At 65.9% G+C, this 22,786-nt stretch carries 21 protein-coding genes; 14 read left to right on the forward strand and 7 right to left on the reverse strand.

Features of this window, described 5'->3' with window-relative positions:
* Nucleotide 1: 1 nt before the first annotated feature.
* Entirely contained in the window at nt 2–742 is a 741-nt protein-coding gene (locus SOM28_RS00490; RefSeq protein WP_320466834.1) for a hypothetical protein, read from the forward strand.
* The gene (locus SOM28_RS00495) at nt 739–1,509 is read left to right on the forward strand and encodes a glycosyltransferase family 2 protein (protein WP_123067645.1); all 771 of its coding nucleotides are present in this window, start codon (nt 739–741) and stop codon (nt 1,507–1,509) included. Before SOM28_RS00490 ends, SOM28_RS00495 begins: the two co-directional genes overlap by 4 nt.
* Here the strand turns inward: SOM28_RS00495 and SOM28_RS00500 are convergent.
* The 5 genes from SOM28_RS00500 to SOM28_RS00520 all read right to left on the reverse strand — a co-directional run bounded on the left by SOM28_RS00500 (nt 1,506) and on the right by SOM28_RS00520 (nt 7,334).
* A complete protein-coding gene (locus SOM28_RS00500; protein WP_320466835.1) occupies nt 1,506–3,218 on the reverse strand; it encodes a diguanylate cyclase in 1,713 nt (570 codons plus the stop codon). The genes SOM28_RS00495 and SOM28_RS00500 overlap by 4 nt on opposite strands.
* A gap of 81 nt (nt 3,219–3,299) precedes the next feature.
* Nucleotides 3,300–4,151, reverse strand: coding sequence for a glycosyltransferase family 2 protein (locus SOM28_RS00505; protein ID WP_183407294.1), 852 nt, complete (start codon nt 4,149–4,151; stop codon nt 3,300–3,302).
* Complete coding sequence (locus SOM28_RS00510; protein ID WP_320466836.1) at nt 4,148–4,987, reverse strand: glycosyltransferase family 32 protein; 840 nt, start codon at nt 4,985–4,987, stop codon at nt 4,148–4,150. The genes SOM28_RS00505 and SOM28_RS00510 overlap by 4 nt, the downstream gene beginning before the upstream one ends.
* A complete protein-coding gene (locus SOM28_RS00515) occupies nt 4,984–6,198 on the reverse strand; it encodes a glycosyltransferase family protein (protein WP_320466837.1) in 1,215 nt (404 codons plus the stop codon). The genes SOM28_RS00510 and SOM28_RS00515 overlap by 4 nt, the downstream gene beginning before the upstream one ends.
* The gene (locus SOM28_RS00520) at nt 6,195–7,334 is read right to left on the reverse strand and encodes a glycosyltransferase family 32 protein (protein ID WP_320466838.1); all 1,140 of its coding nucleotides are present in this window, start codon (nt 7,332–7,334) and stop codon (nt 6,195–6,197) included. The genes SOM28_RS00515 and SOM28_RS00520 overlap by 4 nt, the downstream gene beginning before the upstream one ends.
* Nucleotides 7,335–7,458: 124 nt before the next feature.
* On the opposite strand from SOM28_RS00520, the gene clpB reads away from it, so the two are divergent.
* From clpB to SOM28_RS00545, 5 genes are all read left to right on the forward strand, one after another.
* The gene (gene clpB, locus SOM28_RS00525; protein ID WP_123067639.1) at nt 7,459–10,068 is read left to right on the forward strand and encodes an ATP-dependent chaperone ClpB; all 2,610 of its coding nucleotides are present in this window, start codon (nt 7,459–7,461) and stop codon (nt 10,066–10,068) included.
* A 351-nt stretch (nt 10,069–10,419) separates the two neighbouring features.
* Nucleotides 10,420–11,718 carry an isocitrate lyase gene (gene aceA, locus SOM28_RS00530; protein WP_320466839.1) on the forward strand — a complete coding sequence of 433 codons (1,299 nt, stop codon included), beginning with the start codon at nt 10,420–10,422 and terminating at the stop codon, nt 11,716–11,718.
* 127 nt (nt 11,719–11,845) lie between these two features.
* Nucleotides 11,846–13,114: a 23S rRNA (adenine(2030)-N(6))-methyltransferase RlmJ gene (locus tag SOM28_RS00535; protein ID WP_320466840.1), complete on the forward strand. Its 1,269-nt coding sequence runs from the start codon at nt 11,846–11,848 to the stop codon at nt 13,112–13,114.
* A gap of 133 nt (nt 13,115–13,247) precedes the next feature.
* Entirely contained in the window at nt 13,248–14,528 is a 1,281-nt protein-coding gene (locus tag SOM28_RS00540; RefSeq protein ID WP_123067636.1) for an EAL and HDOD domain-containing protein, read from the forward strand.
* Between the two features lie 63 nt (nt 14,529–14,591).
* Nucleotides 14,592–15,902, forward strand: coding sequence for a TonB family protein (locus tag SOM28_RS00545; protein ID WP_320466841.1), 1,311 nt, complete (start codon nt 14,592–14,594; stop codon nt 15,900–15,902).
* Here SOM28_RS00545 and SOM28_RS00550 read toward each other — a convergent pair.
* Both SOM28_RS00550 and SOM28_RS00555 read right to left on the reverse strand, forming a co-directional pair.
* Nucleotides 15,896–16,645, reverse strand: coding sequence for an SAM-dependent methyltransferase (locus SOM28_RS00550; protein ID WP_123067634.1), 750 nt, complete (start codon nt 16,643–16,645; stop codon nt 15,896–15,898). The genes SOM28_RS00545 and SOM28_RS00550 overlap by 7 nt on opposite strands.
* Before the next feature lie 20 nt (nt 16,646–16,665).
* Nucleotides 16,666–17,262, reverse strand: coding sequence for a Maf-like protein (locus tag SOM28_RS00555; RefSeq protein WP_123067633.1), 597 nt, complete (start codon nt 17,260–17,262; stop codon nt 16,666–16,668).
* Nucleotides 17,263–17,371: 109 nt separating this feature from the next.
* Between SOM28_RS00555 and SOM28_RS00560 the strand changes: the two genes are divergently transcribed.
* From SOM28_RS00560 to acpP, 7 genes are all read left to right on the forward strand, one after another.
* On the forward strand, nt 17,372–17,869 hold the full coding sequence (locus tag SOM28_RS00560) for a YceD family protein (RefSeq protein ID WP_123067632.1): 498 nt from the start codon (nt 17,372–17,374) through the stop codon (nt 17,867–17,869).
* A 249-nt stretch (nt 17,870–18,118) separates the two neighbouring features.
* Nucleotides 18,119–18,301: a 50S ribosomal protein L32 gene (rpmF, locus tag SOM28_RS00565; RefSeq protein WP_005666806.1), complete on the forward strand. Its 183-nt coding sequence runs from the start codon at nt 18,119–18,121 to the stop codon at nt 18,299–18,301.
* 204 nt (nt 18,302–18,505) lie between these two features.
* Complete coding sequence (gene plsX / locus SOM28_RS00570; protein WP_320466842.1) at nt 18,506–19,582, forward strand: phosphate acyltransferase PlsX; 1,077 nt, start codon at nt 18,506–18,508, stop codon at nt 19,580–19,582.
* A gap of 20 nt (nt 19,583–19,602) precedes the next feature.
* The gene (locus SOM28_RS00575; protein WP_123067630.1) at nt 19,603–20,589 is read left to right on the forward strand and encodes a beta-ketoacyl-ACP synthase III; all 987 of its coding nucleotides are present in this window, start codon (nt 19,603–19,605) and stop codon (nt 20,587–20,589) included.
* A 46-nt stretch (nt 20,590–20,635) separates the two neighbouring features.
* A complete protein-coding gene (fabD, locus tag SOM28_RS00580) occupies nt 20,636–21,568 on the forward strand; it encodes an ACP S-malonyltransferase (protein WP_320466843.1) in 933 nt (310 codons plus the stop codon).
* A 20-nt stretch (nt 21,569–21,588) separates the two neighbouring features.
* Nucleotides 21,589–22,326, forward strand: a complete 738-nt coding sequence (gene fabG, locus SOM28_RS00585) for a 3-oxoacyl-ACP reductase FabG (protein WP_123067628.1) — start codon at nt 21,589–21,591, stop codon at nt 22,324–22,326.
* A gap of 193 nt (nt 22,327–22,519) precedes the next feature.
* Nucleotides 22,520–22,759 carry an acyl carrier protein gene (gene acpP / locus SOM28_RS00590; protein WP_005666812.1) on the forward strand — a complete coding sequence of 80 codons (240 nt, stop codon included), beginning with the start codon at nt 22,520–22,522 and terminating at the stop codon, nt 22,757–22,759.
* Nucleotides 22,760–22,786 lie beyond the last annotated feature (27 nt).

The raw sequence follows: 22,786 nt of genomic DNA on the forward strand, positions 1-22,786 counted from the left end.
CATGCTCGAAGGACTGCCCCATTTCTGGATCAACCGCGCCGCCGACGAAGGGCGGCGCCTGCTGGCGCGCGAGGCCTTCGAGCGCGCCGGCGTGGCGCATGCGCGCATCGAGGCGGTCACGCCCGACACCCTGCCGGCGGTGAAGGTGCGCGAGCCGTTCGCCAACTCATTGCACGAGCTGGCGATCGTCGCCTCGCACCTGCGCGCGGCCGGCGCTGCGCTCGATGCGGGCGTCGCGACCGCGGTGATCATGGAGGACGACGTGCGCGCCCACCACCGCTACGACGGCGCGGCGCTGCTGGCGTCGGCGCCGCCGGACTGGGAAATCCTGCAGCTGCACGTCAGCCATGCGCCGGTGATCGGTGAGCTGGGCGAGCTGTACCTGCGCCACGGCATCCTGTGGCATGAATGGGAGCCGAGCTGCTACTCGGCCGGCGCCTGGGTCGCGCGGCGCGGCGCGCTGGCGGCCCTGCTGGCGCGCTACAGCCCGGACGGGATCGGGCTCGACCTGTCCGGCGTGCACGCCTGGGGCATGCTGGTGGCCGACCACCTGCTGTACCGGCGCACCGCCTGCTACACGGCGACGGTGCCGTACTTCTTCAACGACATCGCGCTCGACTCGACCCATGCGCCGCAGCGCGACGCCACCCACCATCGGCCCGGCGCGCTGGCGGCGCAGGGGCTCAGGCAGCGCATCCTCGCCGCCAGCGGCGACTACCCGTTCGCGCTGGGCCAGCCATGAACGGCGCCAGCCACGACGTCGCGGTGGTGATCGCCACCACCTGCCGCCAGTCGCTGGCGCGCGCCGTGCGCTCGGTGTATGGCCAGCGCATCGAAGGCCGCATCCAGATCCTGGTCGGCGTCGATTGCGACCGGCACGGCCGGCTCGATGCTCTGCTGGCCCAGCTGGCGCCGGAATGCCCGCCGCACGTCACGCTCAGCCTGATCGACCTGGGCTACTCGACCTCGCGCCGCCACGGGGGCGTGCATGCGTCGTTCTACGGCGGCTCGCTGCGCTCGGCGCTGACGCTGCTGGCCGACAGCCGGGTGGTGGTCTACCTCGACGACGACGACTGGTTCAGGGACGACCACTGCGCGCTGGTGCTGGCCGCGATCGAGGGCAAGAAATGGGCGTTCTCGTATTCGGTCTACGCCGATGGCAACACCGGCCAGGAATTGTGCGTGGACGAGATCGAGAGCGTGGGCGTGGGCCGCGGCATCTATGCCGAGCGCTTCGGCGGCTTCGTGCGGCCGAGCGGGCTGGCGATCGACAAGCTGCAGCTGCTGCACCTGGTGCACCTGTGGTCGTGCGCCGCGTTCGCGACCGGCGACGGCGAAGACCGGCTGGTGTTCGAACAGCTGCGCCACGAGCCGCATGGCTGCACCGGCGTAGCCAGCGTGTGCGTGGCGCTCGACCCGAACGACGAGCTGCATGCGCGGCGGATGGAATTCATGCGCGCGCGCGGGGTGCAGTATGGCGGGGGCGACAAGGTCGAGTCGAGCCGCTAGCGCGTGCCGGCGTTAGATTCATCTTGGCGTGGCTGCCCTGCGATCACTACCCGGTTACGCCCGTCTTTCTTCGCCGCGTACAGGGCGCGGTCGGCCGCCTGCAGCGGATCGGCCTCCTGCTCGCCATCGCCGCGCCACTGGGCAACGCCGAACGAGGCCGAGATGCCCGAGATCGTCGCGCCCTGGTGCTGGATGACCATGTCGGTCAGGGTCAGGCGTATCGTTTCGGCGCACTTCGCGGCTTCTTCGGCGCCGCAGTCGGGCAGCATCAGCACCAGTTCCTCGCCGCCGTAACGGCAGGCCACGTCGCTGGCGCGCACCCGCTGCAAGAGCACGCGGCTGGCCGCCTGCAGCACGAGATCGCCGCCATCGTGGCCATAGGTGTCGTTGATGCGCTTGAAATGGTCGAGGTCGATCATCACTACCGAGCAGACGCTGTGGCTGCGTTGCGAGCGCGCCAGCTCGCGCTTGAGCGATTCGTCGAAGAATCGCCGGTTGTACAGGCCGGTCAGCGGATCGACGGTCGACTGGTAGCGCAGCGTGTGGCGCAGCGAGACATTGCTGATCGCCAGGCTGAGCTGTTCGGCCAGCGAGACGACGTGTGCGCTGTCGCCCCGGCTGGCGTCGTGCCGGTCGCCCGCGATCACCAGGATGCCAATCACATCGCCCTGGGAAATCATCGGCACGCAGGTCTGGGACTCATGGTCCCTGTGCCAGGTGGCGCCATGGTCGCAGCACAGATCGTGTTCTCTGCTGGCTCGATGGACCTTGCCCAGGCGCAGGGCCCAGCATTCGCCTGGCGCCACCATGGGCGGCGCATCCTCCATCAGGCCCCAGCTTGCCTTCAGTTCAAGCACGTCACGCGAATTGCGATACAGATAGACCGCGCCAGATGTGCCAGGCAATAGCTTGCGCAGGAATACCGGTAAAACCCGCTCGAGCTCGGGCGGTGTCTTCACGCTATCGAGGGCCTGCAGCATATCGGCCGTGATCGCCAGGCGCTCGGCGCGAATGGCGGCCTGTTGCGCCAGCTGCGCGTTGTTCTCTGCCAGCGACTTCGACTGGCGCGCCGATTCCGCCTGTTCGTTCAGGCTCCTGGTCACGATGTAGATGGTCGCAAAAATCAGCACGACGCTGGCCAGGCTGGCGCCGATGCCCAGCGCCGAGTTGTAGCGCAGGGTGGCGGTCAGCTGGTCGCGCAAGCCGTTGCGGTGGTCGGCCAGCGCCTTTTGCTGACGGCCGAGCAGGGTGCGCAGATCGTCCATGATGACCTTTCCGCGCTGGCTGGCCACCATATCCATTGCTGCCTTGGTCTTTCCGGCTTTCTTGAGGCGGATGGTCTGGTCCATTTCCGAGACCTTTGCCCGGCTCAGTTCGACGATACGCGCCACCAGCGTGCGCTCGGCTTCCGAACTGGCATGCCGCTGCAGATGATCGAGCGCCGCGGGTATGCCCGCCACGCCGGCGTTGTATGGAGCCAGGAAACTCTCGTCGCTGCCGATCAGGAAGCCGCGCTGCCCGGTTTCGGCATCCTGCAGCAGGGTCAGCATGAGACTGTAGGAGCGTTCCTTGGCAGCCCCTTCCTTCAGGGCTTCGAGCGTGGCGTTTGCCTGGGAACTGCTGAGGATGGGCAGCGTGGCAAGGCAGGCCAGGATGAGAATGATCAGGGCGCCGAAAATCTTCAGGCTGGAGTCGAGTCGCGAAAACATGCTGCTAGGAAATAATGAATTTGACAGATGATAGCCCAGCACGTGCGTGGCCAGTGCGGGAAACAGCCAGCCATATTCGCGTCAGTTCGGACGATCGGCGCGTGGCGCCGTCGCCAGCGCCGCCGCGTAGGCCGCATGCGGTCCATGCGTTCCCAGCGCCGCCAGCGCGGCCTCGTATCCCGTTTGCGCCTGCTCGAAACTGGCCGCCGCCCAGATCGCCGCGAAGTGTTCCGCGGCCCAGGTATTCACCCCGGTCTGCACATAGGTGTAGGCCCACGGCGCATCGAGCAGCAGCACCCGCCCGCGCCGCAGCATGGCGTGCATGACGGCGGTATCCTCGCCGCGCGCCAGCGCCGGGTAGGGCGGCACGCTGGCGCGCCGCGCCAGCATCGAGCCTTCCCATTCGCGCGCGCCGGACACGCCCAGCCGGCGCGCGCCCGGCGCCCACAGCAGCCAGCGCTGCAGGAACATGGCGTCGGCGCCCAGCGCCAGCAAGGCCTGCATCCCGAGGGCGATGCGGTCGGGGTGGTACAGGTCGTCGTCGTCCCACTGGCAGACCCAGTCGCCGCGCGCAGATTCCAGGGACAGGTTGCGCAGCTCGCCCAGGCTGGCCGCGGGCGTGGCGGGGAAGACCAGCCGGATGCGCTCGTCGCCGAGCTGGCGGCAATAGGCTTCGATCTCGGTGCCGGGCGCGTCGCATACCAGCACCAGCTCACGCGCGGCCCAGCCCTGGGCGCGGAAGCAGTCGACCGCGAAGCGCGCCGGGAACAGGCGGCCGCGGGTGACCATCAGGCACGATACCAGCGGCTCTGCGCCGGGCCAGGCCAGCTGCTGCAGCACGCCCTGCGCCACCTGCACGCCGTCCTGGCCCAGCTTGAAGCCGGCGCCGCGGCCGGGGCCGGGCAGGAAATCGGTAAAGCGCGGCCCGTTCATGGCGCGGCTCCCGGCAAGTACGGCTGCGCCAATAGCGCATAGGTCGAGGCGCCGGCGCGCACCCAGTCCTCGGTCAGCAGGCCGGCGTGGAAGCTGGTGAAGTCGGTGCGCGCGGCATCCCACCACAGGTGGCTGCACAGGTGCAGGCTGACCACGTCGCGCAGGTCGGAATCGACCCGCTCGAACAGGTTGCGCATGCCGTCCGGCGTCCATGGATGGCGGTAGAAGTACTGGCGCGGCACCACGTGCACCAGCTCCGGCTGTGCTTCCCACAGGCGCGTCGCGAGCTGGCACGAGTGGCTGGTCCACTTGCCGTCGAAGGCGGCGTGGGAATCGTGCAGCCAGCGTGCGACGAAGGGCGCGCCGGGCCGGGCCGCGATCAGGGCATTGCACAGCGACGGGCGCAGGATGCCGCGTGCGTCGGGCAGGGCGCCTTCGTCGCCCAGCACGCAATCGTGGTCATGCAGGTGGTCCGGCATGGGCGCCACGAACAGGGTGTCGATGTCGGCATAGACGCCGCCATGCTCGGCCAGCACGCGCAGGCGGATGAAGTCGGCCTCGTGGGCATAGCTCCAGCCGGCGGCGGCGATCATGCGGCCTTCGCCGGACTGCTGGTAGGCGGCCTGCGGCAGCGCTTCGCGCGTCACCTTGCGCAGCACCAGGTGCGGCTTGATGCGCTCCCACAGCGGACCCCATGGCTCGTGATCGTGGTGGAACCAGATCGCGTGGCCGGGATTGAGCCGGCGGCAGGATTCGAGGCACAGGTAGTGCGCCAGGTGGAATGGTTCGTCCTGCACGCGCAGGCCGAACACGAAGTGAAAAATGCGCGGGATCATGGCTGGCCTTCCAGGACGCCGATCGCGCGGGCGAACTGGCGCATGACGGTTCCCTCTGCGTAGCGGTTGGCGATGGTTTCGCTCAGGCGCCGGGCGTGGGGATCGGGCGCATCGCGGTGGATGAAGCGGTAGCGCATCTTGGCGCGCGCGTCCGCCACGTCGGCCACCGCCCAGCGCTGGTCGGGCATATAGGTGGTGCCGGGCCAGTCGATCGCTTCCAGGCGGCCGCCGATCAGGCCGGGATGGTCGCGCCCGAGGTAGTCGAGCTGCCCGCTCCAGCCGGTCATCAGGACCGGGCGTCCGAGGGCGGCGGCGTCGAAGGCGCCCATGCCCCAGCCCTCGGCGCGGCTCAGCGACACATAGGTGTCGCCGATGCCGTGCAGGCAGTCGATCCAGCCGCCTTCGAGGCCGTCGCCGGCCAGCACGCCGACGCGCGGCAACTGCGCGCGCCCGCTGCGGGCGGCGAAGGCGTGGATGGTTTCCTGCACCAGTTCGCTCGAGGTTTTTCCCTGTTCGTTGGGCAGCGGGAAGTGTACCGGCCGGGTCGAGGTCTTGATGCACAGCGCGGCGGGCTCAATGGCCGTGAACTCGGCGAGGAAGGCCTCGACCAGGCGCGGCAAGTCCTTGCGCAGCATCCAGGCGCCGATCGTGTAGAACACGTGGTCGTCAGGCCGGAAGCCCAGCCGCTCGCGCAGTCCGGCGCGGGCGGCGGGTGTGACGTCGTCGATCGCGTGGCGCCGGATGTGCGGCACCACGTGCACCGGCACCGTCACGCCGCCGGCGCGGAACGCCTCGGCATTGAAGGTCGACGGCACCAGCACCGCCTCGAAGCGGTTCAGGATCGCCGGCCAGTGGGCCGGGATGCGGTCGGCTTCCCAGGTGCAGTAGGCATAGTTGCGCTTGCCTGGCTCCAGGCAGGCTTCCAGGTATTCGGGCACCAGGTGGGCGACCACGATGTCGCAGTCGCGTGGTGCGGTGCAGCGCGCCAGGATGGCCGGCAGGTCGCGCAGGCTCGGGTCGGCGCTCGCCGCGCGCATGCACTCGAGCAGCTCGGGCGCCATGCCCGGTTCCCAGAACTGCAGGCCTTGCGGCCCCCAGAACACGGGCTGCCACTGCACGTCCAGGCCCAGGTTGAGCAGGCCGCGCAGGTAGGCCAGGCCGGACAGGCCGTAGCCGGTAGTGTCGCCATAGGAGACATATTTGATGGTCATGCGGCTTCCTGGGAATGGGACTGGGGCAGTCGCTCGACGCGCAGGCCGGCGATGCGCAGCGGCGCCGGGCCGGCGCTGAAGATGCCGATCACGATGTCCTTGCGGCTGGTGGCGACGTCGAGGTCGAGCGCCGGCATGGCCGCGCCGCCGCCAAGGCGGTGCTCGGCGCGCGCCAGCGGCAGGCCGGAGCCGTTCTCCAGCGCGATCAGGGTCAGCGGCGCGCCGGCGGTCGCGTCGTCCAGCTCCAGCAGCACCCGGTAGCGGCCCGCCGCGAACGGGATCGGCAGGTGGCATAGCGCCACCGTGTCGAGGGCGCCGTCGCTCCTGGCCGGCGCGCCCGGATAGGCCAGGCGGCCGCCTTCGAGCGTTGCCGAGGTGCGGCCATGGCGCGCCAGGTAGTCGGCGTCGATCAGTACCGGATAGTCGGCGGCATAGGTCAGGCGGGCATAATAAAAATCGTTGTAGTCGTTGACGCCCCGCTCCAGCCCCAGCTCCGCCAGCCCGGCGGCGCGCTTGGTGCGGTAGCCGACCAGGCGCCCGTCGGTAGCGTCGATGAAGGCCAGCGACTCGGTATCGTTGCGCTGGGCGAGGTTGCTCACCTCGCCCAGGTGGATCTGGTCCGGTTCGCAGTGCAGGGCGATCGCCTTGCCGAGCAGGACCGGGCCGGTGGGGCACAGCGAGGAAGCGCCGCGGTAGCGGCTGCGGCAGTTGGCGACGATCATCCGGATCGCCGCCGCCAGGGCCGGCGCGCGCGGCGGCGCTCCCAGGATGGTGTTGCTCACGATCCAGGGCGCCACCACGGCGCGGTCGCGGAACACGATCAGCTTGCCCGACTCCAGCGGCAGCGGGGCATGGAAGAACACCGACAGGTCGGCGTACAGGCCGCCGAACTCGTGCAGCAGGCACAGGCGCGCCAGGTCGGCGCGGTAGGCGTAAGGCAGCAGCTGGTCGTAGGCCCAGGCGACGTCGGCCTCCATATGGGCACGCAGGAAGTCGCGGATGGCGTCCTGGCCGTACAGGCGGTGCGGCAGGCCCGGGTGGTGCTCGCGCAACGACGCGAGATTGCGTGCGATGGCGGGCGGCAGCGCCTGGTCGGCATGGGCCTGATCGGTGATAAGAATGCTGAATAGGTTCATTGCGGGAAACGAAAGCGCCGTGTGCGCATTGTACGGGATGGTGGGACGCGTGGGCATCTTGAAAAGACCGCCTCTCATCCCTATCTTGCTCTCAAGCTAATAACTACCTCTAGGGAGCAACACCATGCGGCAAGATAAATTGACGACCAAGCTCCAGGAAGCGCTGGCGGATGCCCAGAGCCTGGCGGTCGGCAACGATAACCAATACATCGAATCGATACACCTCCTGATCGCCCTGCTGAACCAGGACGACGGCAGCGCGCGCTCGCTGCTGCAGCGCGCCGGCGTCAATGTCGGCGCGCTGACCAATGCCCTGAAGGCGCAGCTGGAGCGCCAGCCGAAAGTCACCGGCGCCGGCGGCAACGTCCAGGCCGGGCGCGACCTGATGGCCCTGCTGAACCTGTCCGACCGCGAGGCGCAAAAGCGCGGCGACCAGTTCCTGTCGTCCGAGATGGTCCTGCTGGCGCTGGCCGACGACAAGTCCGACGCCGGCCGCCTGGCGCGCGAGAGCGGCCTGGCCCGTAAATCGCTGGAGTCGGCTATTTCAGCCGTGCGCGGCGGCGAAGCCGTGAACTCGCCCGAAGCCGAAGGCCAGCGAGAATCCCTCAAAAAATACACGCTCGACCTGACCGAGCGCGCTCGCGCCGGCAAGCTGGACCCCGTGATCGGCCGCGACGACGAGATCCGGCGCGCGATCCAGGTGCTGCAGCGGCGCAGCAAGAACAACCCGGTGCTGATCGGCGAACCGGGCGTGGGCAAGACAGCCATCGTCGAGGGACTGGCCCAGCGCATCGTCAATGGCGAAGTGCCCGATTCGCTCAAGGGCAAGCGCGTGCTGTCGCTCGACATGGCGGCGCTGCTGGCCGGCGCCAAGTATCGCGGCGAGTTTGAAGAGCGGCTGAAAAGCGTATTGAAGGAGCTGGCGCAGGATGAGGGCCAGACCATCGTCTTCATCGACGAGCTCCACACCATGGTCGGCGCTGGCAAGGCCGAAGGCGCGATGGACGCCGGCAATATGCTGAAACCCGCGCTGGCGCGCGGCGAGCTGCACTGTGTCGGCGCGACCACGCTCGACGAGTACCGCAAGTATGTCGAGAAGGACGCCGCCCTCGAGCGCCGCTTCCAGAAGATCATCGTCGACGAGCCGAGCGTGGAGGCGACCATCGCCATCCTGCGCGGCCTGCAGGAGAAGTACGAGCTGCACCACCAGGTGGACATCACCGACCCGGCGATCATCGCCGCGGCCGAGCTGTCGCACCGGTATATCACCGACCGCTTCCTGCCCGACAAGGCGATCGACCTGATCGATGAGGCGGCGGCCAAGATCAAGATCGAGATCGATTCCAAGCCCGAAGTCATGGACCGCCTCGAGCGGCGCATGATCCAGCTGAAGATCGAGCGCGAAGCCGTGCGCCGCGAGACCGACGAAGCCTCGCAGCGCCGCCTGGAACTCCTGGGCGAGGAGATCGCGCGCCTGGAACGCGAGTACAACGACTACGAAGAAGTGCTGAAGGCCGAGAAGGCGGCGGTGCAGGGCACCACCCACATTCGGGAAGAGATCGAGCGCATCCGCTTCCAGATGGACGAGGCCAAGCGCCAGAGCAACTGGCAGCAGGCTTCGGAGCTGCAGTACGGCCGCCTGCCGGAGCTGGAGGCGCAGCTGCGCCAGGCCGAGGAAGCCACGGCCCGTGCCGAAACGGATAACGTGAAACCGAAGCTGCTGCGCACGCAGGTGGGCGCCGAGGAAATCGCCGAAGTGGTCTCGCGCGCGACCGGCATTCCGGTGGCGCGCATGATGCAGGGCGAGCGCGACAAGCTGCTGCACATCGAGGACGAGCTGCACAAGCGCGTGGTGGGCCAGGACGAGGCGATCGAGGCGGTGTCGGATGCGATCCGGCGTTCGCGCGCCGGCCTGTCGGACCCGAATCGTCCCTATGGCTCCTTCATGTTCCTGGGCCCGACCGGGGTCGGCAAGACCGAGCTTTGCAAGGCGCTGGCGGGCTTCCTGTTCGATACCCAGGATGCGCTGATCCGCATCGACATGAGCGAGTTCATGGAGAAGCATTCGGTCGCCCGCCTGATCGGCGCGCCGCCGGGCTACGTCGGCTACGAGGAGGGCGGTTACCTTACCGAGGCGGTGCGCCGCAAGCCCTATAGCGTGATCCTGCTGGACGAGATCGAGAAGGCGCACCCGGATGTGTTCAACGTGCTGCTGCAGGCGCTGGACGACGGCCGCATGACCGATGGCCAGGGCCGCACGGTGGACTTCAAGAACACGGTGATCGTGATGACCTCGAACCTGGGCTCGCACCGGATCCAGTCGATGGATACGGACGAACCCGCCGTGGTGAAGATGGCCGTGATGGCCGAGGTGCGTGGCCACTTCCGTCCCGAGTTCATCAACCGGATCGACGAGATCGTGGTGTTCCATGCGCTCGACGAGAAGAATATCGGCGCTATCGCCCGTATCCAGCTGCACAACCTGGAAGGGCGCCTGGCCAAGATGGAGATGACGCTCGATATCGACGAAGAGTCGCTGCAAAGAATAGCCGAGGCCGGCTACGATCCGGTATATGGCGCGCGTCCGCTCAAGCGCGCGATCCAGCAGCAGATCGAGAATCCGCTGTCCAAGGCGATCCTGGCGGGCCGCTTCGGGCCGAAGGATGTCATCCCGGTGCGGGTGCGTCACGGCGAACTGGTGTTCGGCGAAGAGGCGGTCGACCTGGCCAAGTAAGCCATTCGGTGTAAAGCGACGCAAGGGCGCGGCATCTGCCGCGCCCTTTGTGCGTTTACGCTCGCATGCAGGGTCTTTCTTGCTGGGAATTAAGGCGCGATTTTTCAGGATGCGAAATGATCGTCCTGCCATATGGAATGCGCAGCAAAGCCAGACCCTGACTTGTTCTCATTGTAAGAAATTTCATTTCGTATGCCGGAACTAAGATTTCAAGCTATTGAAAACAAACGACAAAATTATAGTGATCTGTCTTATATAAGAGTGATTGTGCTGCGCACAAAGCGGGCTATGATGGATTCAACGGATTCGCACTACCCACCAATCGTTGTCAATCATCTTCAGGAGAGCATCATGACTAGCCGTGAACAGCAAATCGCCGAATTGCAGCAGGAATGGGACAGCAATCCGCGCTGGAAAGGCGTGGTCCGCAACTACACCGCGGCCGACGTCGTGCGCCTGCGCGGCTCGGTCCCGATCGAGCACACCCTGGCCAAACGCGGCGCCGACAAACTGTGGAACCTGGTGCACGACGAGCCCTACGTCAACGCCCTCGGCGCCCTGACCGGCAACCAGGCCATGCAGCAGGTGAAGGCCGGCCTGAAGGCGATCTACCTGTCGGGATGGCAGGTGGCGGGCGACGCCAATGCCGCCGGCGAAATGTATCCCGACCAGTCGTTGTATCCGGCCAACTCGGTGCCGCTGGTCGTGCGCCGCATCAACAACACCTTCCAGCGCGCCGACCAGATCCAATGGTCCGAAGGCAAGGACGACATCGACTACTTTGCCCCGATCGTGGCCGATGCCGAGGCGGGTTTCGGCGGCGTGCTCAATGCCTACGAGCTCATGAAGTCGATGATCGAGGCGGGCGCCGCCGGCGTGCACTTCGAAGATCAACTGGCCTCGGTCAAGAAATGCGGCCATATGGGCGGCAAGGTGCTGGTGCCCACCCGCGAGGCGGTCGAGAAACTGAATGCCGCGCGCCTGGCCGCCGATGTGATGGGCACCTCGACCCTGGTCATCGCCCGTACCGATGCCGAGGCCGCCGACCTCTTGACCTCGGACGTCGACCCCAACGACAAACAATTCTGCACCGGCGAGCGCACGGTGGAGGGCTTCTTCCGCGTCAAGCCGGGCATCGAACAGGCGATCTCGCGCGGTCTGGCCTATTCGCCGTATGCCGACCTGGTGTGGTGCGAGACCGGCAAGCCCGACCTCGAATTCGCGCGCCGCTTCGCCGACGCCATCCACGCGAAATTCCCGGGCAAGATGCTGGCCTATAACTGCTCGCCCTCGTTCAACTGGAAAAAGAACCTGGACGACGCCACCATTGCCAAATTCCAGCGAGAGCTGGGCGCCATGGGCTATAAATTCCAGTTCATCACGCTGGCTGGCTTCCATTCGCTCAACTACGGCATGTTCAATCTGGCCCACGGCTATGCCCGCAGTGGCATGTCGGCCTTCGTGGAGCTGCAAGAGGCCGAATTCGCCGCGGCCGAGAAGGGCTTCACCGCCGTCAAGCACCAGCGCGAAGTGGGCACCGGCTACTTCGACGCCGTGACCCAGGCCATCCAGCAGGGCCAGAGCTCGACCACCGCATTGCACGGCTCGACGGAGGACGAACAGTTCTTCGAGCCAAAAAAGGTGGCGTGATCGTCGGGGGCGGCGGCTCCGCCGCCGTCCCTACTGGAATTCCCAGCCGCAGCCGGTTGTAGTGGATAATGGCGCCTAATTCTGCCGCCAACTTTCTCGCGGCAACCTCTTTTAGGAATTCCAGCTTATGTTGAGCTACCGCCACGCCTTCCACGCGGGTAACCACGCCGATGTCCTCAAGCATTTTGTACAGGTGCAGCTGCACGTGTACATGAACCAGAAGGATGCCGCCTATACCTATATCGACACCCACTCGGGCGCCGGCGTGTATGCGCTCGACAGTTTCCAGGCGACCAAGACCGCCGAATTCGATACCGGCATCGGCCCGCTGTGGAACTGCACCGACGTCCCGGCGCCGCTGAAGGAATATCTCGACCTCATCAAGGGCATGAATCCGAGCGGCAAGATGCGCTACTACCCGGGTTCGCCCTACGTGGCCGAGCAGATGTCGCGCGAGCAGGATCGCCTGCGCCTGTTCGAGCTGCATCCGGCCGATTGCAAGATCCTGGCCGATAACTTCCGCAAGCTCGACGCGCACAAGGCCGAGCAGGGCGAGCGCTCGCGCGGCCGTCGCGTGATGATCGAGCATGGCGACGGCTTCCACAGCATGAAGGCGCTGCTGCCGCCACCGTCGCGCCGTGCGCTGGTGCTGATCGATCCGCCCTACGAGATCAAGGACGACTACAAGCGCGTGCGCGACGCGCTCGACGAAGCGCTGGCCAAATTCCCGAGCGGGATCTTTGCGATCTGGTATCCAGTGCTGCAGCGCATGGAGTCGCGCCAGTTCGCCGACCGCCTCAAGCGCCTGCCGGCCAAGGAATGGCTCAACGTCACGCTCACCACCAATACCCCGACCCCGGACGGCACCGGCATGCACAGCAGCGGCATGTTCATCCTGAACCCGCCGTACACGCTGGAGCCGATCCTGCGCGAAGTCATGCCCTATCTGGTGCGCGTGCTGGGCAAGGACGCCGGCGCCCGCTTCACGATCGAGAAGGGTACGCAAGTGACCGGCGCCGCCGCCGGCCGCATTGTGGGCGATACGCCACGGGCGCCGGTCGGCAATGCGCGCCGCGCCAGCCCGCTGTCGGGCAAGGGCAGCCTGCGCCTGCCGGGCCAGAGCATGCCGCGCGCCGACGAAGCGCCGGCCGCGCCAGCGAAACCGGCGCGCGCCGGTGGTCCACGCACTGCCGCGCCACGCGATGGCGCACCGCGCGATGGAGCGCCACGCGGCACTGCCGCCCCACGTGGCAATGCGTCGCGCACCCGCGCCGATGCAGCCACGGGGCCGCGCGATGGCGCACCGCGCAGCACGCGCAACAGCGCTGCCCGTCCGGCAGCGCCGAGCGCGCCGCGCAATGGACGCACCCGCCAGGGTGGTAGCGGCCGCGGCTGATTCAGGCGTCGTTCGATTCGATGTCGAAATGCTAAGATTAGCATTTTTGTAGTATAGTCGCCGATAGGTGGACGGCGCGTGCCGTCCACCGGGCGCGGCGCGCTGCCGTGACTGTTTCCAGGAGTATTTTTCGATGCACGCCGATGCAACGGCAGCGGTCTCCGTGCCGTCCGACGATTTCTTTCTTGCGCGTCAGCCCATCCTCGGGCGCGACCAGCATCTGGTGGCGTTCGAGCTGCTGTTTCGTGCGGCCGGCGAGGACGACGACGCCAAGCTGACCGACGGTGCTGCGGCAACCGCGGCCGTCATCTCGCATGCATCCCAGCTCGGCATGGAGCAGGTGGTGGGCGAGCAGCTCGCCTTCGTCAACGTCGACGAAGTGGTGTTGATGAGCGACTTCGTGCGCTTCCTGCCTCCACACAAGGTAATCCTGGAAATCCTCGAGACCGTCGAGCCGACGCCGGAACTGCTGGCGCGGGTGGCCGAGCTCAAGGAGCTGGGCTTTAAATTCGCGGTCGACGACGTGGTCGAGCACTCGAGCGAGCTCGACAAGCTGGTGCAGTTGGTCGACATCATCAAGGTCGACGTCAAGGGCGTCGTCCCGAACGAGCTGGCGCAGCTGGTCGAATCGCTGCGCGGCACCGGCAAGACCCTGCTGGCCGAGAAGGTCGAGACCATCGACGAGTTCAAGCTGTGCATGGAACTCGGCTTCGAATATTTCCAGGGCTATTATTTTGCGCGTCCCGTGATCCTGAGCGGACGCAAGATCACGCCGTCAGAGATCACCATCCTGCGTTTGCTGGAACTGGTCAACTCGAACGCCGACAGCCAGGCGATCGAGACCGCCGTCAAGCGCGACGCCCTGATCAGCCTGAACCTGCTGCGCCTGGTGAACAGCCGCGCGGTGCCGGGGCCGCGCATCGAGTCGCTGTCGCAAGCCCTGGTCCAGCTCGGCCGGCGCCAGCTCGGACGCTGGCTGCAAATCCTGCTGTATACGGCGGCCGGCGCCCGGGTCGAGCTCAAGTCGCCGCTGCTGCAACTGGCCACCACGCGCGGCAAGCTGCTCGAACTGATGACCCTGCGCGTGCGGCCGGGCGACACCGCCAGCGCCGACCGTGCCTTCACGGTCGGCATCATGTCGCTGGCCGAAGCCCTGTTTTCGGTGCCGATGGCCGATATCCTGGCCCACGTCGACATCGCGCACGACGTGCGCGAGGCGCTGCTGGAGCGCGAAGGCGATTTCGGCACCATGCTGCGCATCGCCGAATTGCTCGAGGCGGCCGAGGGTGGCCGCAAGTTGGCGAGCGCGCTCAAGAAGATCGGCCTGACGGTGGCCGAGGTGCGCGAGATCGAGCTGGCGGCGTTTGACTGGGTACGCGAGCTGACCAACGACGCCCCGCCGCCCCTGCAGTAACTACTGCGGCATGCGTGACATTCCGTGAGTGTGTAGCGCTGCGTCTGGCGCTACAGTCAAGGGATGAGTGTCGCCATCCTTTTCCTGGCCGCCGCCGCGGCCGTCGCTTCAGTCCACGATTCCGCAGAACAGGATCGCATTCGGCAGGCGATGAAGTTCGATCTTTACGCCTGCGCGCGTCCTGCCTATCCGCCTGCCGCGCTGGCGCAAAGGGCCGGCGGACAATCGACGCTGGAAATCCAGGTTGGCGCCGAGGGCAAGGTCACTGACGCGCGCGTCGCGGTGTCCAGCGGCAGGGCCGATCTGGACGCAGCGGCGCTGGCCAGCATCCGCACATGCAGCTTTCATGCGGTGAATACGCTGGGCAAGCCGCCAGGCAAGCGGTTCGCGGCGCAGTTCATCTGGAAGCCGGGGGAGCCGCCGCGGGCGCTCGATCCGGAGCTGGTCATGCGTACCCAGCGGCTGGCGGAGGAGGGCGACCCCGTCGCCCAGAACACCCTCGGTACCTGGTATGAGCAGGGCCGCTCCTTCGAAAAAGACCTGGCGCAGGCCGCGGCCTTGTACCGTCTCGCAGCGCACGGCGGCAACGCGTACGCGCAGAACAATCTCGGGGTGCTGCTCAACCGTGGCGCCGGCGTGGCGCGCGATCGCCGTCAGGCGGTTTTCTGGTATGCCAAGGCTGCCGAGCAGGGGCATGGCTGGGCCCAGGCCAATCTGTCCTGGGCCTATCAGCATGGCAGCGCCGGCGAGCGGGATATGAAGCAGGCGCGCGAGTGGCTGACCCGGTCGGCCGAAGGCGGACTGGCCGCCGCCCAGGTGCGGCTCGGCCTGCTGATGCTCGATCGGGCGGCCTATGCCGAAGCGCAGGCGCCCGGTGCGCAATGGTTCGCCCGCGCGGCCGTGGCGGACGATCCCGCCGGTCTCTATTACCTGGGGCGCAGTTACGAGCTGGGTGTCGGCAACGAGCCGGATGACGTGCTGGCTGCCGTACTGTATCGGCGCGCGCTCGGGCGCAGTGGGGGACGCGCCGAAACGGCGTTGGCGACATTGATCGAGGCCGGCCGGGCGCAGGCTGAGGCGCCGGACGAAGTGCTCATACTGTACGAGACCGCCATGCGCTCACGCGACGGCGGCGCCTTTTATCGCTACGGGCTGGTGCTGGAGCGCCGCGGCGATCACGCGCTGGCGGCCGCGCTGTTCCGGCATGGGCGGACACTGGGCGACTGCCGGGCGGCCGTGCGATCCATTCAGATCCAGGCGGGGTGGACGCCCGAGGCGCGTAGCGCATCGCCGCGCGCAGTCCGGCCGGTATCTGTGGAGCAGTGCGGGGACCGGATCGAGCCTTTGCCGCAGTCCTGGCGCGAGCTTTACTGACCCAGGAACAGGAACACGGTCGGCTTCTTGTGGAAGTCCGGCCCCTTGTTGGCCGCCAGCGCGGCCTTCCACTTGGCGGCCGTCAGGGTGCGTACCGACTCGGTCGGCAGCGACAGGTCGGTCGTCACGCAGATCAGGGTGCCGGGCTGGCAAGCGGCTGCCAACGCTTCGAGCATGGCGCCGTTGCGATAAGGCGTCTCGATCAGCAGCTGGGTCTGGCGCTCGTTGCGCGAACGCTTTTCCAGGTCCTGGATGCGCTTGGTGCGCTGCACCGCATCGGTCGGCAGATAGCCGTTGAAGGCGAAGCTCTGGCCATTCAGGCCGCTCGCCATGACGGCCAGCAGCAGTGACGACGGCCCCACCAGCGGACGCACCGCGATGCCGTGTTGATGGGCCAGGCGCACCAGGTCGGCGCCGGGATCGGCCACGGCAGGCACGCCGGCTTCCGATACCAGGCCCGCGTCGCGGCCCGCCAGTAGCGGCGCCAGCAGTTGCGCCAGCGCCGCCGGCGGCGTGTTCACGTTCAGTTCCGCGATCTCGATTTCCTGCAGCGGCTTGGCCAGCGGGTGGTCGATCGCAATCAGTTTCAGGAAGGCGCGGGCGGTCTTGGCGTTTTCCGCCACGAAGTAATCGAGCTTGCTGGTCAGCGCCTGCACCTGGGTCGGGAGCAGGGCGTTCAGGGAGCCTGGAGTGGCGTCGGTCGGGCCGAGGGTGTTCGGGATCAGGTACAGGGTGCCGGGCATGGTGAAATGAAAATGGTGGATCAGACGCCGAAGAACTGCACGCCGGCCTTGCGCAGCATCCCGGTCAGGGCGATCAGCGGCAGGCCGGTGAGGGCGGTCGGGTCGTTCGATTGGATGCTGTCGAGCAGGGCGATGCCCAGCCCTTCGTTCTTGGCGCTGCCGGCGCAGTCGTACGGCTGCTCGATGCGCAGGTAGGCGTCGAGTTCATGGTCGGGCAGGTCGCGGAAAGCGACGCGCACCTGCACGTTCTCCACTTGCGCGGCCTGGTCCGGGTCGGCAACCCGCCCATCCCACAGGCACAAAGCGGTATGGAACATGACTTCGCGTCCGCGCATCAGCTGCAACTGGGCCAGGGCGCGTGGATGGTCTCCCGGCTTGCCGATCTGCAGCCCGTCCAGCGTGGCGACCTGGTCGGAACCGATCACCAGCGCGCCGGGGTGCAGCCGCGCGACGGCCTGCGCCTTCGCGCGCGCCAGGCGCAGGGCGGTGGCTTGCGGCGTTTCGCCATCCAGCGGTGTCTCGTCGATGTCGGGCGCGACGGCCTCGAAGGGCAGGCCCAGGCGCTGCAAGAGTTCGTGGCGGTAGGCGGAACTCGAGGCGAGGATGAGCAAAGGCATCGGTTTCATGGTGCTGTTTGATGAGAATACGACGGGGGAATACGACGGTTTTTTGACGCTGGCGCGAAAAGCCTGCTATTATCGCAGGTTTTCCGGGGTAACTTTCTAAATGAGCGCTTTTGTCATCGACGCCTTCGAGTTTTGCAAGAACGACGGTCATCGTGAAGGCGCTACGCCCCTGGTCGAGATGACCCGTCTGGCCGCCGAAAGCGTGGAAAAGAGCGGCGACATCACCTGGTCGATCCAGGGCGGCAAGACCCGCCATGGCTATCCGTCGATGACCCTCGCGGTCGCCGGTCACGTCAAGCTGGTCTGCCAGCGTTGCCTGCAGCCTCTGGACTACGAGATCGATTCGTCGACCATGCTGGTGCTGGGCGAGAACGACGAGGATGCTGATGCGATCGAGGAAATCCTCGATGACGAAAGCATCGACGTGATCGTTGGCAGCCGTACCTGCGACATCCGCCAGTTGCTCGAGGATGAGGCCCTGCTGGCCTTGCCGCAGTCGCCACGGCATGACGTTTGTCCGGATACGGGCTTGCTCGATCGCCTGAAAACCGATAAAGTGTCGCCTTTCGCCGCTCTCAAGAACTTGAAGACGGACTAAGAAGAAGAAATAGCAGGAAAAATCAGCAGCACAGGATTCGCAGTACGGTGGCGGCAGCGTAGAAACAATGTCGTCCAAATTCTGCAAAAAAACGTGTCAAACGCGTGCAATCGAGTATGGCATTCGCGGTAGTTGTAGCAGCGTTCAACATGTCGGCAGTCCTTAGGGCTTGCCGCCGAGATACTCGACTTGCATCCTTTTTGCATATCGATTGTGTTAAAATTTTAGAACTTTGTACTAGGAGTTATCATGGCTGTTCAGCAGAATAAGAAATCCCCATCGAAGCGCGGCATGCACCGTTCGCACGACTTCCTGACCGCCCCTAACCTGGCAGTCGAGCCGACCACCGGTGAAACCCACCTGCGTCACCACATCTCGCCAAACGGTTTCTACCGTGGTCGCAAGGTCCTGAAGACCAAGAACGACGAGTAATCGACGTTCTGGTTTTTAGTATCATGAAAGCGGCGCAACGTATGTTATCTGCGTGGCGCCGCTTTTTCTTTGGCATCTGCTCAGTAACCGGCTGCATCCCTGGCACCGCCGTCATGTTGAACAGCCTGGATCCCGTGCGCATGTGCGCCACGCCCCGATCCCCTCTGGCCGCCCGTCCTGTGTGAGCCGCGGCATCTCCAACAAATGACAATTAAAATATCCATTGACTGCATGGGCGGCGATCACGGCCCCTCAGTTACCATTCCGGCAGCCATCTCCTTCCTCAAAAAGCAAGCTGACGCCGAGCTCGTGCTCGTGGGCGTCGAGGATGTGCTGCGCGCAGAACTCAAGAAGCATCATGCGGACAAACACCCGCGCCTGACCATCAAGCACGCCTCCGAAGTCGTCGCGATGGACGATCCGGTCGAAGTCGCCCTGCGCCGCAAGAAGGATTCGTCGATGCGCGTGGCGATCGAGCTCGTCAAGGATGGCAGCGCCCACGCCAGCGTCTCGGCCGGCAATACCGGCGCCTTGATGGCTGTCTCGCGCTACGTGCTCAAGACCATGGCCGGCGTCGACCGCCCGGCGATCTGCTCGATCATCCCGAACCAGAAGGGCGCGCCGACCTATATCCTCGACCTCGGCGCCAACGTCGACTGCGAGCCCGATCACCTGCACCAGTTCGCCATCATGGGTTCGGTGCTGTGCTCGGCGATCGAGGGTATTCCGCGCCCGACCATTGGCCTGCTGAATGTCGGCACCGAAGACATCAAGGGCAACGAGGTGGTGAAAGCCACCGGCGTGCTGCTGCGCGCCGATGCCGAACGTGGCAAACTGAACTTCTTTGGCAATGTCGAAGGCAATGACATCTTCAAGGGCACGGTCGACGTCGTCGTCTGCGACGGTTTCGTCGGCAATGTCACCCTGAAAACGATCGAAGGCATGTCGCGCTTCGTCAAGAGCGTGTTCAAGGAAAGCATCCTGTCGATGCTGGGCGCGCTGCTGGCGCGCAAGTCGCTCAAGAAGCTCAATCCGGAACGCTACAATGGCGCCGGCCTGCTGGGCCTGAAAGGCCTGGTCTTCAAGAGCCACGGCGGCGCCAATGCCTATGCCTTCGAGTGGGCGATCAAGCGCGCCTACGATGCCGCGCACAATAATGTGCAAGAGCACCTGTCGGCCCTGATCGCCGAACTGATGCCTAGCTCCCCGGTAACGGCTCCAGCCACTGCTCCCGCGACCGCTGCGGCGCCCGTGCAGGACGGCCAGCGCCAGGCACAATAACCCAGCAGGATGGTGAAGCAATGAGCATGTACAGCAAAATCACCGGCACCGGCAGCTATCTGCCAGCCAACCGCGTCAGCAACGAACAGCTGGCGGCCCAACTGGCCGAGAAGGGCGTCGAGACCTCGCACGAGTGGATCGTCACCCGCAGCGGCATCGAGGCGCGCCACTATGCCGCGGCCGACGAACTGTCGTCCGACCTGGCCGTGCACGCCGCTAGCCGCGCGCTCGAGATGGCCGGCAAGTCCCCGGCCGACGTCGACCTGGTGATCGTCGCCAGTTCCACCCCCGATTTCCACGGCAGCTTCCCGAGCACGGCCTGCATCGTCCAGCAAAAGCTGGGCATGGCCAACGGCAGCGCCGCCTTCGACGTGGCCGCCGTGTGCAGCGGCTTCGTGTACGCGGTCTCGACCGCCGATGCCTTCATCCGCGCCGGCAACCACAAGCGGGTGCTCGTGATCGGCTCCGAGGTGTTCTCGCGCATCGTCGACTTCAACGACCGCACCACCTGCGTGCTGTTCGGCGACGGCGCCGGCGCCGTGCTGCTCGAAGCCTCGAACGAGCCGGGCATCCTCGGCGCCAAGTTGCACGCCGACGGCAGCCACGCCGACATCCTGTCGATCCCGGGCAACCTGGCCAATGGCGCGGTCGCCGGCAGCGGCTTCCTGCACATGGACGGCCCGGCGGTGTTCAAGTTGGCGGTATCGGTGCTGGAAAAAGTCGCGCATGAGGTGCTGGATCACGCCGGCGTGTCCGCCGATCAGGTCGACTGGCTGGTGCCGCACCAGGCCAATATCCGCATCATGAACGGCACCGCCAAGAAACTCGGCCTGCCGCTCGAGAAGATGGTCGTCACCGTCAACGAACACGGCAATACCTCGGCCGCCTCGATTCCGCTGGCGCTCGACCAGGCGGTGCGCGACGGCCGCATCAAGCCGGGCCAGAACGTCCTGATGGAAGGCGTGGGCGGCGGCTTCACCTGGGGCGCGGTGCTGGCGCGCATGTAAGCGCCGGGCCTCGCCTCCAAGAACAACAAAACTACGGAAAACAACGATGAGCAAATTCGCATTCCTGTTCACCGGACAAGGCGCCCAGGCAGTGGGCATGCTGAACGGCTTCGCCGGTAACCCGGTTGTCGACCAGACGGTGCAAGAAGCGTCCGACGCCCTGGGCTTCGACCTCCAGCGCCTGATCGCCGAGGGTCCGAAAGAAGACCTGGACCTGACCACCAATACCCAGCCGGTCATGCTGACCGCCGCGGTCGCCGTCTACCGCGCCTGGATCGCGGCCGGCGGCCCGGTGCCGAATGTGGTCGCGGGTCATAGCCTGGGCGAATATTCGGCCCTGGTGGCGGCCGGCGTGATCCCGTTCGCCGACGCCGTGCCGCTGGTGCGATTCCGCGCGCAATCGATGCAGGACGCGGTGCCGGTCGGGCAGGGCGGCATGGCCGTCATCCTGGGCCTCTCGGCCGACGACGTGCGCGCCGTCTGCGTCGAAGCGGCGCAGGGCGAAGTGGTCGAAGCCGTCAACTTCAACGAGCCGACCCAGATCGTGATCGCCGGCCATACCGCCGCTGTCGAGCGCGCCTGCGAGATCGCCAAGGCCAAGGGCGCCAAGCGCGCCATGAAACTGTCGGTGTCGGCGCCGTTCCACTCGTCGCTGCTGAAACCGGCCTCCGACCGCCTGCGTACTTATATGTCGGAGCTGAAGTTTGCTGCTCCGCAAATCGACGTCATCAACAACGTCGACGTCGCCGTGCTGAACGATCCCGAGCAGATCAAGGACGCGCTGGTGCGCCAGGCCGCCGGTCCGGTCCGTTGGGTCGAGACCATGCAGAAAATGGCGGCCGACGGCGTGACCCAGGTCATCGAATGCGCACCGAGCAAGACCCTGATCGGCATGGCCAAGCGCATCGACGCGAACCTCGTCGGCGAAGCGCTGGTCGACCAGGCTGCGCTGGAGCGCGTGCTGGCATCGATGCAATAACCCGATAAAAGGAACAATCTATGAATCTGCAGAACCAAGTCGCCCTCGTTACCGGCGCATCGCGCGGCATCGGCAAGGCCATCGCGCTGGAACTGGCGCGCCAGGGCGCCAAGGTCGTGGGCACCGCCACCAGCGAGTCGGGCGCCCAGGCGATCTCCGACTACCTGGCCGAATTCGGCGGCAAGGGCGTGGTCCTGAACGTGCTCGACGCGGCCCGCTGCGCAGAAGTCGTGGACGACGTGCAGAAGGGCTTCGGCAGCCTGGCTATCCTGGTCAATAATGCCGGCATCACCCAGGACAACCTGGCCATGCGCATGAAGGACGACGAGTTCGACAACGTGATCGCCACCAATCTCACCGCCGTCGGCCGCCTGTCGCGCCTCGTGCTGCGCGGCATGATGAAGGCCAAGGCCGGCCGCATCATCAGCATCACCTCGGTGGTCGGCGCGGCCGGCAACCCAGGCCAGATGAACTATGCCGCCGCCAAGGCCGGCGTGGCCGGCATGACCCGCGCGCTGGCGCGCGAGATCGGCAGCCGCAACATCACCGTCAACTGCGTGGCCCCCGGCTTCATCGACACCGACATGACCAAGTCGCTGGGCGAAGGCCAGCACGAGGCCCTCTTGACCCAGATTCCGCTGGGCCGCCTTGGCCAGCCGGAAGACATCGCCCATGCGGTCGCCTTCCTGGCCGGACCAACGGCCGCCTACATCACGGGCACCGAGCTGCACGTGAATGGCGGCATGTACATGAATTAATCAGTAAAGTAATAAATAGATAAAGATCGCGTTCCAATCGGCCCCGGCCAGCCGGTCCCGATTGGAGCGCAATCCGGACTTTTAGCAGGACTTTCCGGCGAAATAGCCGCAGTCGCCGAAAATAGTTTTTCGGGTCGCAAACCTGATAAAATGCGCGCACTTTCCGCAACACATACCTTAATGGAGCTACAACATGTCGGATATCGAACAACGCGTTAAAAAAATCGTCGCTGAACAACTGGGCGTTGCAGAAGCAGACATCAAAATCGATTCCTCGTTCGTTGACGACCTCGGCGCTGACTCGCTGGACACCGTTGAACTGGTGATGGCACTGGAAGACGAGTTCGAAATGGAAATCCCTGACGAGCAGGCTGAGAAAATCACCACCGTCAAGCAAGCCATCGACTACGCAACCGCGCACGTCAAGGCCTAAGTAGTCGCTTTACAGTTTTTGGGAGAA

Origin of the sequence: Massilia sp. CFBP9026 (assembly GCF_034045165.1) — a bacterium.
GTDB lineage: Bacteria > Pseudomonadota > Gammaproteobacteria > Burkholderiales > Burkholderiaceae_D > Telluria > Telluria arenae.